Source organism: Streptomyces sp. NPDC029296 (genome assembly GCF_055569255.1).
Genome location: NZ_JBVHXT010000017.1, coordinates 70,850 through 84,298, shown reverse-complemented (window position 1 = coordinate 84,298; position 13,449 = coordinate 70,850). Strand labels below are relative to the sequence as shown.

12 protein-coding genes are annotated in these 13,449 nt (G+C 72.5%); 5 read left to right on the top strand and 7 right to left on the bottom strand.

Annotated elements, in window-relative coordinates:
* Positions 1–262: 262 nt before the first annotated feature.
* From ACZ4W9_RS17065 to ACZ4W9_RS17050, 4 genes are read right to left on the bottom strand one after another with little or no spacing between them, the layout of a single operon-like run.
* Positions 263–1,642 (bottom strand): GH1 family beta-glucosidase, encoded by a 1,380-nt coding sequence (locus ACZ4W9_RS17065; RefSeq protein WP_467936364.1) that lies wholly within the window; start codon positions 1,640–1,642, stop codon positions 263–265.
* 17 nt (positions 1,643–1,659) lie between these two features.
* Positions 1,660–2,493 (bottom strand): carbohydrate ABC transporter permease, encoded by an 834-nt coding sequence (locus ACZ4W9_RS17060; protein WP_467936362.1) that lies wholly within the window; start codon positions 2,491–2,493, stop codon positions 1,660–1,662.
* Positions 2,494–2,499: 6 nt separating this feature from the next.
* Positions 2,500–3,444 carry a carbohydrate ABC transporter permease gene (locus ACZ4W9_RS17055; protein WP_467936360.1) on the bottom strand — a complete coding sequence of 315 codons (945 nt, stop codon included), beginning with the start codon at positions 3,442–3,444 and terminating at the stop codon, positions 2,500–2,502.
* 11 nt (positions 3,445–3,455) lie between these two features.
* Positions 3,456–4,694 (bottom strand): ABC transporter substrate-binding protein, encoded by a 1,239-nt coding sequence (locus ACZ4W9_RS17050; RefSeq protein ID WP_467936358.1) that lies wholly within the window; start codon positions 4,692–4,694, stop codon positions 3,456–3,458.
* A gap of 282 nt (positions 4,695–4,976) precedes the next feature.
* Here ACZ4W9_RS17050 and yicI point away from each other — a divergent pair, with 282 nt between their 5' ends.
* Positions 4,977–7,250 (top strand): alpha-xylosidase, encoded by a 2,274-nt coding sequence (gene yicI, locus ACZ4W9_RS17045; protein WP_467936357.1) that lies wholly within the window; start codon positions 4,977–4,979, stop codon positions 7,248–7,250.
* A 98-nt stretch (positions 7,251–7,348) separates the two neighbouring features.
* Entirely contained in the window at positions 7,349–7,927 is a 579-nt protein-coding gene (locus ACZ4W9_RS17040) for a GNAT family N-acetyltransferase (RefSeq protein ID WP_467936355.1), read from the top strand.
* Positions 7,928–7,947: 20 nt separating this feature from the next.
* Here ACZ4W9_RS17040 and ACZ4W9_RS17035 read toward each other — a convergent pair whose 3' ends face one another.
* On the bottom strand, positions 7,948–8,847 hold the full coding sequence (locus ACZ4W9_RS17035) for a helix-turn-helix domain-containing protein (protein ID WP_467936353.1): 900 nt from the start codon (positions 8,845–8,847) through the stop codon (positions 7,948–7,950).
* 66 nt (positions 8,848–8,913) lie between these two features.
* Between ACZ4W9_RS17035 and ACZ4W9_RS17030 the strand changes: the two genes are divergently transcribed.
* On the top strand, positions 8,914–10,398 hold the full coding sequence (locus tag ACZ4W9_RS17030; protein WP_467936351.1) for an alpha/beta hydrolase: 1,485 nt from the start codon (positions 8,914–8,916) through the stop codon (positions 10,396–10,398).
* A gap of 284 nt (positions 10,399–10,682) precedes the next feature.
* Here the strand turns inward: ACZ4W9_RS17030 and ACZ4W9_RS17025 are convergent, their stop codons facing one another.
* The gene (locus ACZ4W9_RS17025; protein WP_467936349.1) at positions 10,683–12,059 is read right to left on the bottom strand and encodes a phosphatase PAP2 family protein; all 1,377 of its coding nucleotides are present in this window, start codon (positions 12,057–12,059) and stop codon (positions 10,683–10,685) included.
* Between the two features lie 387 nt (positions 12,060–12,446).
* Between ACZ4W9_RS17025 and ACZ4W9_RS17020 the strand changes: the two genes are divergently transcribed.
* Positions 12,447–12,959 (top strand): hypothetical protein, encoded by a 513-nt coding sequence (locus tag ACZ4W9_RS17020; protein WP_467936347.1) that lies wholly within the window; start codon positions 12,447–12,449, stop codon positions 12,957–12,959.
* 98 nt (positions 12,960–13,057) lie between these two features.
* On the opposite strand, the gene ACZ4W9_RS17015 is transcribed toward ACZ4W9_RS17020, so the two are convergent.
* Entirely contained in the window at positions 13,058–13,261 is a 204-nt protein-coding gene (locus ACZ4W9_RS17015) for a hypothetical protein (RefSeq protein ID WP_467936511.1), read from the bottom strand.
* Between the two features lie 33 nt (positions 13,262–13,294).
* Between ACZ4W9_RS17015 and ACZ4W9_RS17010 the strand changes: the two genes are divergently transcribed.
* The gene (locus ACZ4W9_RS17010; RefSeq protein ID WP_467936523.1) at positions 13,295–13,447 is read left to right on the top strand and encodes a hypothetical protein; all 153 of its coding nucleotides are present in this window, start codon (positions 13,295–13,297) and stop codon (positions 13,445–13,447) included.
* Positions 13,448–13,449: the final 2 nt, after the last annotated feature.

The following is a 13,449-nucleotide window of genomic DNA, read 5'->3' as shown; positions in this document are numbered from 1 at the left end:
CGATCGGAGGCACGTCATCCGCGGGCGCACAATGCCGAGATGCTGCCTCGTGTGTCTCCGGGTCTCACCTGCCTTACGGCTGTCGCCCTCGGATCCGTCTTCCGGCCATGCTGCGACCGCCCGCCCGCGACGGCAAGTCGAACCGGCTCCCACCTGCCGCTGCGCGAACCGGGGCGCTTCCCCACGGCCCGCGGGGGCCCGGCCGGGGGCACTGCGGCAGACGGGTGACGACCGCCGCGTCCGCACGTCCGTCCGAACGGCGTCAGGACCGTTGGGCGGCGATCAGCGCCCGGTACCAGTGGTAGCTGTCCTTCGGGACGCGTCGCTGGGTGTCGTAGTCCACCCGGACGATGCCGAACCGTTTGCCGTAGCCGTAGGCCCATTCGAAGTTGTCCAGCAGCGACCAGACGTAGTAGCCGCGCACGTCGACGCCCGCGTCCAGTGCCGTCCTCAGGGCGGTGAGGTGGTCGCGCAGATAGGCGATCCGGTCGTGGTCGTGCACCGTGCCGTCCGGGCCGGGCTCGTCGTGTTCGGCGGAGCCGTTCTCCGTGAGGTGGACCGGCGGCAGCGCGCCGCCGTACCGCTCCTTGAGGGCCACCAGCAGATCGGTGAGGCCGCCGGGGACGACCGGCCAGTCCATCGCGGTGTGCCGGGCGCCCTCCAGCCGTACCTCCGTGTACCGGTTGTCGGTCGCCGTACGCCGCGCCGGGTCGGCCTCCCGGTGCGGGGCGTCGGCGACGACGATCGGCCGGTAGTAGTTGACACCGAGGAAGTCCAGCGGTTGGCCGATCAGGGCGAGGTCGCCGTCGCGCCGGAAGTCCTGACCGGTGATCAGCTCGCCCCAGGTCTCCTCCTCGGTCCCGGGGTAACGGCCCGCGAAGAGCGGCTCGGTCCACACCAGGTTGTGCTGGGTGTCGGCGCGGACGACGGCCGCCCGGTCGGCGGCGGACCCGGTGGCGGGCAGGTTGCGGTCGAGGTTCAGGGTGATGCCCGCCTCGCGCACCCCGGCCGCCCGCAGTGCCTGGACCGCCAGCCCGTGTCCGACCAGCAGGTGGTGGGCGGCGGCGAGCGCGCCCCGGCCCTCTCGGGCGCCGGGGGCGTGGCGGCCGACCGAGTAGCCGAGGAAGGCGCTGCACCACGGCTCGTTCAGGGTGATCCAGCGCGGCACGCGGTCGGCGAGACGGCCGGCGACGGCCTCCGTGTACTCGGCGAACCGCTCGGCGGTCTCCCTGACCCGCCAGCCGCCGCGGTCCTCCAGGGCCTGCGGCAGATCCCAGTGGTAGAGCGTGACGGCCGGCTCGATGCCCGCCGCGAGCAGTTCGTCCACGAGCCGCGCGTAGAAGTCCATCCCCTTAGGGTTCACCGGGCCCGATCCGTCGGGCACGATCCGCGGCCAGGCGATCGAGAACCGGTAGGAGGTGACGCCCAACTCGCGCAGCAGCGCCACGTCCTCGCGGTAGCGGTGGTAGTGGTCGCAGGCGACGTCACCGGTGTCGCCGTTCGCGACCAGTCCGGGGGTGTGGCTGTAGGTGTCCCAGATCGACGGGCCGCGGCCGTCCTCGCGGACCGCGCCCTCGATCTGGTAGGACGCGGTGGCGGCGCCGAAGACGAATCCCTGCGGGAAGCGCGGGAAGCCGGTCATGTGCGGTCCTCCAGGGGTCACTTGACGGAACCGCCGGTGATGCCGGCGGCGATGTACTTCTGGGCGAGGACGAGCAGGACCGCGGCGGGGATCGCGGACAGCACGGCCGCCGCCATCACCGAGCCCCAGTCGCCGACGTGCGCGCCGATGTACTGGTAGATACCCAGCGTGACCGGTTTGACGTCGTCGGTGGTGTTGAGGGTGAGGGCGAACATGAAGTCGCTCCACGAGAACAGGAAGGCGAACAGACCGGACGTGATCAGGGAGTTGCGGCTCATCGGCAGCACCACCCGTACGAAGGTGCGCAGCCGTCCCGCCCCGTCCATCTCGGCCGCCTCGATGACCTCGCCGGGTATGGACTGCATGAACGAGCGCATCAGCACGATGGAGAAGGGGATGCCCAGGGAGGCGTCCGCGAGCATCAGGCCGACGTAGGAGTTGACCAGGCCGAGGTCGACGTACGAGGTGTACAGGGCGTTGGCGATGACGATGCCCGGCACCATCTGGGTGATCAGGGTGCCGAACACCAGGGTGCGCGTGCCGCGCAGCCGGAACCGGGCCAGCCCGTAGGCGGCCGGCGCCGCGATCGCCAGGCAGACGACGACCGCGCCGAGCGAGACCAGCAGCGAGGTCAGCAGGTGCCCGCCCTGGTCGTCGAGCGCCTTGGAGAAGCCGGACAGATCGAGGCCGTGCGGTACCGGGTCGACCTCGAGCAGCCCGGACTCGGGCTGGAGGGCGGTGTTGAGCATCCAGTACAGCGGGAACAGCATCACGGCCAGGACGAGCACACCGGCCACGGTGGAGCCCCAGCGGCGCTCGCGCTTTTGCGGCTTCGCGTTCTCAGCGGCCATGGCCGGTCACTTCCCCTCGGTGCGGTTGGCCCGCAGGTAGAGCACCGCGAAGACCGCGGAGATCAGGATCAGTACGTTGCCGACGACGGCTCCGGCCCCGAAGTCGAGCCGCACGAAGGAGTTCTGGTAGGTGAGCGTGCCCAGGGTCTGGGTGGCGTCGGCGGGGCCGCCGTCGGTGAGGGCGAGGATGAGGTCGAGGATCTTGACCGTCGACATGAAGCCCAGGACGAGGACGACCGTGATGACGGGACGGAGCGTCGGCAGGGTGATGGAGCGGAACGTCCGCCAGGCGGAGGCGCCGTCCAGGGCGGCGGCCTCGTACAGCTCGCGGGGGACCTCCTGCAGACCGCCGTACAGGATGACCATGTTGAACGGGATGCCGGTCCAGATGTTGACCAGGATGACCGAGAGCAGGGCCAGGTGCGGACTGGTCAACCATGGAGTATGGCCGTCCAGGCCGAGGGTGTCGAGGAAGGAGTTCAGTACACCGGTGTCCTGGTCGAGGATGCGCCGCCACACGATCCCGGAGACCACCATGGGCACCAGCCAGGGCAGCAGGATCAGCGACCGCAGGACGCCGTTCAGCGGGAACCTGCGGGTGAAGAAGACGGCGAGGGCGAGGCCGGCGCAGAACTGGCCGAGCAGCGAGCCCGCGGTGAAGACGAGCGTGTGCCACAACGCCTTGCCGAACAGGGCGTCCTGGAAGACCGTCGACCAGTTGTCGAAGCCGTTCAGGGGTGCCTCGCCGGTGAAGAACGTCTTCGGTGTGTAGTGCTGGAAGCTCATCACGACGTTGCGGACGAGCGGGTAGCCGAAGAAGAGCAGCATGAAGAGGACGGCGGGGGCGATGAACCCCCACTGGGCGAGGCGGCGCCGGTGGCGGAGCCGGGCGGGGGCCGGTACGCCGGCCGCGGACACCGCGGTGCGCGCGGTGACGGTGGACGTGGTCATCTGCGTCTTCCTCAGTTCCCGCTCGTGGCCCGCTGCTGGGCGCGCTGGAGGGCGGCCCGGCTGGACTGGCCGGTCAGGGCGGCCTGGAAGGCGCTCTGCAGGGCGAGCGACACGCCCGGCCAGCCGGCGCCGAGCCGGGCCGTGCGGGAGCGGGCCGCGGCCACCTGGTCGGCCAGCGCGTCCAGCTCCGGCACCTGACGGCGCCACACGGCGGCGGCCCTCTCGTTCGCCGGGACCGTCCAGCTGTGGCGCGCGTAGGTCAGTTGCTCGCGCTCGCCCGACAGACAGCCGACGATCTTCCCCGCCATCCGTTCCCGCCGTTCGTCGCCGGTGTCGGGGACGGTGAGCACCGTGCCGCCCAGCGGGGCCACGGACTTCGCGCCGGTCCTCGGCACGGGGATCCGCGCGAGGCCCCAGTGCAGGGACTTCTCGGTGTTCAGGGTCTCGACCTGCCAGGGCCCGTTGATCATCATCGCCGCGTTGCCCGCCATGAACTGGTCGTTGACGTCGGCCTGCGTCCAGCCCACCGTCGCCTTCGACAGCGAGCCGTCGTTCAGCAGGCTCTTCCAGTAGTCCAGCGCCTCGACCACCCTCGGCCCGTCGAGCCGCGTCTCGTCGCCGCCGTTGGACCACATGAACGGCGTGAACTGGAAGACGCCGTCCTCGGCACCGCCCGCACTGAGCGCGACGCCGTACCGTTTGCCCCGGGTGAGCTTCCGCGCGCTCTCGCGCAGTTCCGCCCAGGTGGTGGGCACCTTCAGGCCCGCCTGGGCGAGGAGGTCCTTGTTGTAGAACAGCGCGAGGGTGTTCACCGACCGGGCGGCGCCGTAGTACGTCCCCTTGTACGAGCCGAAGTTGACGATCCCGCGCGGGACGCCGCCGGTGTCCAGTCCGAGCGTCCTGAGGTCGGTCAGCCCGCCGGCCTCGGCGAACACAGGCATCTCCGAGGCGTCGAACTGCACGATGTCGGGCAGCGACTTCGAGGACGCCATGCGCAGCGCCTTCGTCATCACCTGGGCCGCCGGGACGCTCTGCTGCTCGACGGTGACGCCGAGCCGCTTGCCGCAGCGGGCCATCGCCTCCGCGTCCCAGCGGTGGTACGTCTCGTCGGTCGAGGAGTTCAGCACGGTGTAGACGGAGCCGTCGCGCTGCCGGCCGCAGCCGGTCAGTGCCGCCCCGGCGACCAGGGCGCAGACCACTGCGAGGGGTATCACGGCCTCGCGAGGGCGTTTATTGAAGCGCTTCGACATAGGGCGGCCCTTGCTGTCGTACCGTCCGGCAGCGATGCCGGACGCCTTTGTTTATGGTGATGACTAATACGCCATGCGCGGGCCGTCGCGCCAGACCCGAGCACGTGTCCGTTCGGCGCGCACCCCGGCGAGACCTGTCGAGAAATCCGCTAACACCGCTGTTCAGAAGGGATTTACCGATGCGCGCACCTGCCGGGCGGCGAGGTGTTCTGTGTACGATCGAACCGCCGGGCGGCGCCTTCGCGCCCTACTCGAATCACTCCAGCTCCCCCGAGGAAGAACATGAAGTTCACCAACGGCTTCTGGCGCGTCCGCGACGGCGTGCAGATCGCGTACGCCACTCAGACACGTGACGTACGCCTGTCATCGAAGCGCTTCACCGCGTATGCGGCCGTGAAGAACGTGGCGCGGAGAGGGGACACGCTCAACGCGCCGCTGCTCACGGTCGACTGCTTCTCCCCCGCCGAGGGCGTCATCGGTGTCCGGGTCACCCACCACGCCGGCGGGCTCCGGCCCGGACCGGACTTCGCCCTCCGCGAGGAGCCGGACGGCGCGGGCGTGGTGCGCCGCGACGGCACGGTCACGGAGCTGGCCAGCGGACCGCTGACGCTGCGCCTGGACGAGGCGGCCCCGTGGGCGCTGGCGTTCACCGGCGCGGACGGCCGGGAGCTGACCCGGGCCGGTGCCAAGGGCACCGCCTTCGCCACCACCGACGACGGCGCCCACCACGTCCTCGCCCAGCTCGCGCTCGGCGTGGGCGAGCAGGTCTACGGCCTCGGCGAGCGCTTCACCCCGTTCGTGAAGAACGGCCAGGTGGTGGACATCTGGCAGGCCGACGGCGGCACCAGCAGCGAACAGGCCTACAAGAACATCCCGTTCTACCTCTCCTCGCGCGGCTACGGCGTGTTCGTCAACCACCCCGGCAAGGTCTCCTTCGAGGTCGGCTCGGAGTCCGTCGGGCAGGTGCAGTTCAGCGTCGAGGACCAGAGCATCGAGTACTACGTGATCGCCGGTCCCACCCCGAAGGAGGTGCTCGCCCGCTACACCGCGCTGACCGGCCGCCCCGCGCTGCCGCCCGCCTGGTCCTTCGGTCTGTGGCTGTCCACGTCGTTCACCACCGACTACGACGAGGCGACGGTGATGTCCTTCGTGGACGGCATGGCCGAGCGCGGCATCCCGCTGTCGGTCTTCCACTTCGACTGCTTCTGGATGCGCGAGTACCAGTGGTGCGACTTCGAGTGGGACCCGGCGGTCTTCCCCGACCCGGAGGGCATGCTGGCCCGGCTGAAGGAGAAGGGCCTGCGGATCTGCGCGTGGATCAACCCGTACATCGCGCAGAAGTCCCCGCTGTTCGAGGAGGCGGCGGCCCTCGGCCATCTCGTGCGCCGCCCGGACGGCGACGTCTGGCAGTGGGACCTGTGGCAGGCCGGCATGGGGCTGGTCGACTTCACCAGCCCGGGCGCCCGCGCCTGGTTCCAGGCGAAGCTCAAGACGCTGCTCGACCAGGGCGTGGACTGCTTCAAGACCGACTTCGGCGAGCGCGTTCCCACCGATGTCGTCTGGCACGACGGCTCCGATCCGGAGCGCATGCACAACTACTACACCCACCTGTACAACCGGACCGTCTTCGACCTCCTGCTGAAGGAGCGGGGCGAGGGCGAGGCCGTCCTCTTCGCCCGCTCGGCGACCGCGGGCGGCCAGCAGTACCCGGTGCACTGGGGCGGCGACTGCTGGGCGTCCTTCGAGGCGATGGCGGAGTCCCTGCGCGGCGGCCTGTCCCTGTCGCTGAGCGGCTTCGGGTTCTGGAGCCACGACATCGGCGGCTTCGAGGGCACCCCCGATCCGGCGGTGTTCAAGCGCTGGCTGGCCTTCGGCCTGCTCTCCTCGCACAGCCGGCTGCACGGCTCCACGTCCTACCGGGTGCCGTGGCACTTCGGCGAGGAGGCGGTGACGGTCGCCCGGCGGTTCACGCTGCTCAAGCACCGTCTCATGCCCTACCTCTACGGCGCGGCGGCCGAGGCCCACCGCACCGGTGTGCCGATGATGCGCCCGATGGTCCTGGAGTTCCCGCACGACGCGGCGTGCCGCCCGCTGGACCGCCAGTACATGCTGGGTCCCGATCTGCTGGTGGCCCCGGTGTTCACGGAGGACGGCGAGGTCGAGGTCTACCTCCCCGAGGGCACCTGGACCCATCTGCTGTCCGGCGAGCGGGTCACCGGCCCGGCCTGGCGCACCGAGCGGCACGCCTACGACAGCCTGCCGCTGTACGTCCGCGAGGGCGCCGTCCTGCCGCTGGCCGCCGACGACGGCCGCCCGGACGGCGACTGGCTGGACTCCCCCACCCTGCTGGTCCATCCCGCCTCCGCGCCGGACCACACCGCCGAGGTCACGGTGCCCGGTCCGACGGGCGCCCCCGCCGCGACCTTCACCGTCCGCCGCGAGGGCACCCGGCTGCGGGTCACCGCGCGCGGCACCGACCGCCCGTTCACCGTCCGCGTCGCGGCGGACGGCGCGAGCGCGACCGGCACGGGCGAGGTGGTCGTCCCCCTGGGCTGAGCGGGACGGTCCCCCGGGCAATGCCGGAGGAGCGGCCGGCGGTGCCCGGCTAGTCTGTCCGGGCAGGCAGGCCCGGCAGCCGGACATGGGGGAACGCGATGACCGCCGTCTCGAAGAACACCGCGGGGCGCGTCGCGGTGCCCGTCGCCACCGACCGGCTCGTGCTGCGGTTGTTCACACCCGCCGACGCCGAGGACCGGTACGCGTACCAGTGCCTGCCGGAGGTGGCGCGCTACCTGTACCGCCCGCCGCTCACCCGCGAGGGCTGTGCCGAGTCCATCGCGGCCCGGGCGGAGGGCACCGGCTGGCGGGCCGACGGCGACACACTGCTGCTGGCCGTGTGCCGGGCGGACGAGCCCGGTGTCGTCGGCGAGGTGGTCCTGACCCTGACGAGCGCGCACGCCCGGCAGGCCGGGATCGGCTGGGTCTTCGACCCTCGGCACGCCGGGCGGGGTTACGCCACCGAGGCGGCGGCCGCGCTGATCGCGCTGGCCTTCGGGCAACTGGGTGTCCACCGGGTCTACGCCCGGCTCGACGCCCTCAACACGGCGTCGGCGCGGGTGTGCGAACGTCTCGGGATGCGCCGGGAGGCGCATCTGGTCGAGAGCGACCTCGACGGGGACCGCTGGGGCAGCGAGTACGTCTACGCGATGCTCGCCCGGGAGTGGAGGGGCTGAACTCCGGCCGTCCGGCGGGCTCAGCCGGTCGCCGTGGCCCGGGCCAGTGCGTCGCGCAGCCAGGCGTCGGCCGCGCCCAGGGTGAGGCCGGGGGTGAGCTTCCCCGCCAGGTGCCAGTAGCGGTGCATCACCGGGTGGTCCGCCGCGGCGAGTCGGGCCGCGAGGGCGCGGCGGAAGACGGGTCCGTCCCGGATGCCGGCGGCCCGCGCGTGGGCGGCGGCGTAGCAGTCCAGGGCCTCGCCCGGGCCCGGGGCGCGGCCGGCCCGTACGGCGGCCTCCACCAGTCGGTGGGCCTCGTGCAGGCCGTCGTAGAGCAGGTCCGGGTGTGCCTCGGTGAGGGGCCGGTGGGAGGCGAGGCAGTGGTCGGTGGCGGCCGTGGCCAGCGCGTGCACGCGGGCGAAGGCGAGGACCTGGTCCGTGGTGGGGTCCGCGGGCGGCTGGGGTACGGCCGCCTCGGTGATCGCGGCCCGGAGCCGGGCGGAGAGGCGGGCGGGCAGCAGTCGGCGCCAGTAGTGGGCGATGGCGGAGGTGTCGGGCGGGACACCGACCGACCCGATCAGCTCCAGGCGCTCCGCCAACTGTTCCGGCTCGCTCTCCTGGAGCGCCCGCAGCGCGGCCTCCCGCCAGCGCAGGGCGGCCAGTTGGCCGCCGATGTCGTCCAGCCGGCGTGCCACGACGCCTTCCAGGCCGGCGCCGGAGCCCAGGGCGCGTCTGATCTCGGGGACGGGCACGTCGAGGGTGCGCAGCGACCGGATCGTGCGCAGCCGGGCGAGGGCGTCCGGTCCGTAGCGCCGGTGGCCGCCGCCGCTGCGGGCCGCCTCGGGGAGCAGGCCCTGGTCGGAATAGAAGCGGATGGTCTTGACCGTGGTGCGTGCCCGCGCGGCCAGCTCGCCGATGCTCAGTGTGCCGTCCGTTGACACCAGTTGAACCTCCCTCAGGGGGAGTTCCTACGTTACCCGGGACTCACCTACTGTCTGGAGGCGCTGATGTCTGCGTTTGTCCTGGTCTCCGGCCCGTTCACCGACGGGCGGATCTGGAGTGCGGTGGCCGGCCGGCTGCGGCGGACGGGCGCCGGGGCGTACCCGGTGGACCTCGGTACGCGGCCCGGGGCGGACCTGGAGACCCACATCGAGGACGTGGTCCGGCTGATCGACTCCCTCGACGTGCCGCGGGTGGTGCTGGTCGGGCACGACTACGCCATCCACCCGGTGCTGGGCGCGGCCGACCGGCGCCCGGACCGGGTCGCCCGCGTCGTCCACCTGGACGCCGGTCTGCCGCGGCCCGGTGACCCGGCGCTGGCCCTCGTCCCGGATCCGGCGGTGCGCCGGCTCCTGGAGGACGGTGACGACCCGCGACCGGTGCCGCCGCCCGGGCCGGCCGGCTGGCATCGCTGGGGCAGCACCGAGGGGCTTGACGCGGACCAGTTGGAGTTCCTGAGCGGGCTGGCCGTCGCCCAGCCGCCGCGCACGCTCACCCAGCCGCTGCGGCTGACCGGCGCGGCGGCCGACGTGCCGGTCAGCGCCGTCCTGTGCACGGCCGGAGGGGTGACCATCGAGGGAATCCAGGCGCTGGTGCGCGTCGGGCCGCCGCACCTGCGCAAGCTGGCCGATCCGCGGGTGGGCTTCTTCGAGCTGGCCACCGGGCACTGGCCGATGCTGTCCTGTCCGGACGAGCTGGCCGAGGTGCTGCGGAGCGCCGCCGCCGGCGAGGGCCACCGGCTGACCGTGCCCGAGGGCGAGCCCTCCTTCCTGCGCCCGTTCCTCCTGGACGTCCCGGAGCGGCCGCGGGTCCGGACCGGCCGCGTGGACCTGCACCTGCCGGAAGCGGGGGACGCGGACGGGCCCCGGCCGGCGGTGCTGTTCGTGCACGGCGGGCCCCTGGCACCCGATGTCGAGCCGACGCCGCGCGACTGGCCGGTCTACCTCGGCTACGCCCGTCTCGCGGCGAGCCTGGGCGCGGTGGGCGCCGTCGTGGAGCACCGCCTGCACGGCCTCGCCGACTACGCGCGGGCCGCGGACGACGTGACCGAGGCCGTCGCACTGCTGCGGGCGGACCCACGCGTGGATCCGGAGCGGATCGCCCTGTGGTTCTTCTCCGGCGGCGGGCTGCTCGCCGCGGACTGGCTCACCGCCCCGCCTCGGTGGCTGTGCTGCCTGGCCCTGACCTATCCCGTCCTGGCCCCGCTGCCCGGCTGGGACGCCGTCTCCCCCCGCTTCCGCCCCGTCGAGGCGCTCCCGGCCGACGGACGGCGGCTGCCCCCGCTCCTGCTCACCCGGGCGGGCCTGGAGATCCCGCAGATCGCCGCCACGGTCGCGCGTTTCCTGGACACGGCGGAGGAGACCAAGGCCCCGGTCGGGATCGTCGACGTGCCGCACGGCGCCCACGGATTCGAGCTGCACGACCCGACGGACGAGGCCCGCGAGGCGGTGACCCGCGCCGTGCGTACGGTGCTCGCCCACCTGGGGATCTGAGGCCGGAGCGCCCTGGCGGGGGTGTCCGGGTCGAAGTGCCGTATCGCGCGGGTTCCGCCGAGGGGACGCGGATCGACCAGTTCGCCCGGGCCGCTGCCGCCGGTCTCCGGCGGGCCCGGGCCGCTCGTCGACGGGGGCGGGACGGCCGGCGCGAGCGGGGCGCGCGGCACTCGAGGAGCGTGCGCCGGCGGCGGCCGCCGCCCGGGTCGGTGGCCCGGCCGGCGGCGGTCGCCGTGACCGTGGGACCGATGCCGGCCCCGGGTCAGGGTGGCGGATGCCGTGGCTCACACCGGTTCGGGCTGCGGCTCCGGTCGGGGCGCCGCCGCGATCTTCGGTTCCCACCGGGTGGTGGTCCGCAGGTAGCCGTAGATCACCGAGAGCATCGCCAGAACGACGAGCGGCCCGAACAGCCACGGCAGTCTCGCCATGTCCATGGGCAGATAGCGGTACGCCAGCAGGAGCGCCACGAAAACCGCCGTGCCGTAGGCGACCAGCTGGGTCCCGGACCGGTCCCAGCCCCGCGCCAGGGAGCGCAGCGCGGCCTCGATCGTGAGCGTGAACACCACGCCGGCCACGATGTCGGCGCCGTAGTGGTAACCGAATCCCAGGGTCGCGGCGAGCGTCGCGATCAGCCAGAACGTGCCCCCGTACCGCAGAGCCCGCGGGCCCTTGCGGGAGTGGATGAAAATGGCGGTGGCCCAGGCCGTGTGCAGGCTGGGCATGCAGTTGCGGGGGGTGATCCCGTCGTACAGCATCGGGTGCGGTGTGGTGACCGGCGTCGGCGTGTGCGGCCACAAGTTGGCCGCCGCCCATTCCAGGCCGCCGGTGCCGGAGGCGCCCGGGCCGTAGGCGAAGATCGGCCCGACCACCGGGAAGATCATGTAGATGCCCGGTCCGAGGAGGCCGATCACCAGGAAGGTACGCACCAGGTGATGGCGTGGGAAGCGGCGCTCGGCGGCCACGTTGCGCAGCTGGTACAGCGCGACGACGACGGCGGCCACCGCGAGCTGCGCGTAGACGTAGTCGAGCAGGTGCGTGCCGACCGGGCCGCTGGCGTTCACCAGCCGGCCCACCAGCCACGACGGATTGCCCAGCGCGTGGTCGGCGGTCGCCACGTACTGGTCGAGCACCATCGGGTGCGCCTTCGACGTGATGACCAGCCAGGTGTCACCGGTCTTGCGGCCGGCCATGAGCAGCAGGCCCAGACCGACACCCTTCAGCAGAAGGGCGCGCTCCTGCCCGCTGCGGCGGACGACGGCGAACACCGCGCAGCCCAGGAGCACCCACAGCGCGCCGTTGCCGAAGGGGTGGCCCCCGGTCATCCTGAGATCGAACACCCACCGCACCAGCAGGAACACGACATCGATGCCGAGCGCGGTGCCGAAGGCGACGAGCCGCTGCCGCCAGGTGAGCACCACCATCATCAGGCCCATGCTGGCGTACAGCAGGAACCCTGATTTGGGCGGGAGCACCAGCTCTCGGGCCTCGGTGGTGAGCGGTCCCCGCAGACCGTAGTGACGTGCGGTGATCTCCAGTACGATCATGAAACCGAGGGTCGCCACAGCCGCCGCGGTCCAGAGGATCGCCCGTGACCGACGGCCCGCCGCGTCCCCGGTTCCGTCCTTTATTCGGGTAAGCACCCTTGTTGGTATAGGTATCAATTGTTTGGCCGATTTGTTAGTCGTTGTCTAATTAGGTGACTCTTCGCGCCGGACAGTGCGGTTTTCCGGTGTATGACGGGCGATGGGTGCGCTCGTCATGAGTTCGATCATGCTAGCCGAGTGGTGCGGCACGGGTTTGCCTCTTACAGGCAGTACGAAGATCGCCCTCGCGGGCAATACGGAACCCGGTCACTCACGCGGCCCCGACGGTATTCTGCCGCCCCGCGCGGCGCCCCCCGCCGGGGGGAGGGGCGGGGCCGCCGGCGCGCCCGAGCCGCCGGCGACGGCAGAGGACGGACCTTGACCTCAAGGGTGCTTGAGGTACCAGAGTCGCGTCCCATGACACGCCTCATGGATCTGCATCACCCTTCCGCCGGAACGACGTTGATGAGCGAGTGGCTCACCGGCACCGCCGAACGGTCGCGTGCGGCCGTCGACGCCGTGCGCGAGCAGTGGGCGACGGCGCCGACGCCTCCCGGGCGCCTCGCGCAGCACGTCTTCCTGTCCCTGGACGGCACCGGCCTCTTCTTCTACGCACAGTGGACCGGTGACGAGGATCACCTCGCCTGGGCCCGCGCCCAGCGTGCCGGACTCGTCGGCCGCGTCGACACACGCGTGCCCGGCATCGAGCGCCCCGGACTGACCCGGACACGCCTCGTCCGCAGTGTCGTCCACGACGCGGAACGGCCGGCCGGCCTGTTCGCCGTCCGCACGATGCCGGCCGCCGACGCGGAGAGCGCGGTCGCGCCGGCACCCGGCCTGCTCGCGGCGCACTTCCACGTGACGCCCGACGGCGAGCGCGCCGTCGTCGTCACGGAATGGGCCGACGCCGCCGCGGCGGGTGACACCGGCACCAAGCGGTACACGCACTACCACTCGTTCGTGGACGACCACTCCTGACGACGGCCCCGGCCGACCGCCGCCGGCGCGTTCGGCTTCCGGGGCCCGGGAGCCCGGCTCCGTCCCCTCCGCGCCGGGAGACGGCGAGGGGGCGGGGCCTAGGCGGTGCAGGTGAGGGCGTCGGGGATCAGGGCGAAGGTCCGCGCGACCAGGCGCGTCAGGCCGTCGCGGCCTCCCCGGCCGCCCTGCGCCGTCCAGTCCAGGCACACCGTGTGCCAGGCGGCGACGAAGATCTCCACGGTGAGGCGGAGGCGCAAGGCGTCCGCGGCGGCGCCGGTGCGGCCGGCCAGCGTCTCGACGATGGCGGTAGTGATGTCCTGGCAGTACCCCAGGCCGTGCGACCGCAGTACGGGAACGGATGCGGCACGGCCGCCGTGTGCGCGATCGGCGCGGTGGCCATCTGCGCCGCCCTGGTCCCGCCGCGCCGGAACACCACCCCGGCGCCGCTCGCCGCCGAGGACGTCCGGCAGCGCACGGAGGCCGGGTGAGC

Excerpts from the sequence above, each read along its gene's own strand:
- ACZ4W9_RS17065 (WP_467936364.1), bottom strand. The coding sequence starts at position 1,642 with ATGACCGGCTTCCCGCGCTTCCCGCAGGGATTCGTCTTCGGCGCCGCC.
- ACZ4W9_RS17060 (WP_467936362.1), bottom strand. The coding sequence starts at position 2,493 with ATGGCCGCTGAGAACGCGAAGCCGCAAAAGCGCGAGCGCCGCTGGGGC.
- ACZ4W9_RS17055 (WP_467936360.1), bottom strand. The coding sequence starts at position 3,444 with ATGACCACGTCCACCGTCACCGCGCGCACCGCGGTGTCCGCGGCCGGC.
- ACZ4W9_RS17050 (WP_467936358.1), bottom strand. The coding sequence starts at position 4,694 with ATGTCGAAGCGCTTCAATAAACGCCCTCGCGAGGCCGTGATACCCCTC.
- yicI (WP_467936357.1), top strand. The coding sequence starts at position 4,977 with ATGAAGTTCACCAACGGCTTCTGGCGCGTCCGCGACGGCGTGCAGATC.
- ACZ4W9_RS17040 (WP_467936355.1), top strand. The coding sequence starts at position 7,349 with ATGACCGCCGTCTCGAAGAACACCGCGGGGCGCGTCGCGGTGCCCGTC.
- ACZ4W9_RS17030 (WP_467936351.1), top strand. The coding sequence starts at position 8,914 with ATGTCTGCGTTTGTCCTGGTCTCCGGCCCGTTCACCGACGGGCGGATC.
- ACZ4W9_RS17020 (WP_467936347.1), top strand. The coding sequence starts at position 12,447 with ATGAGCGAGTGGCTCACCGGCACCGCCGAACGGTCGCGTGCGGCCGTC.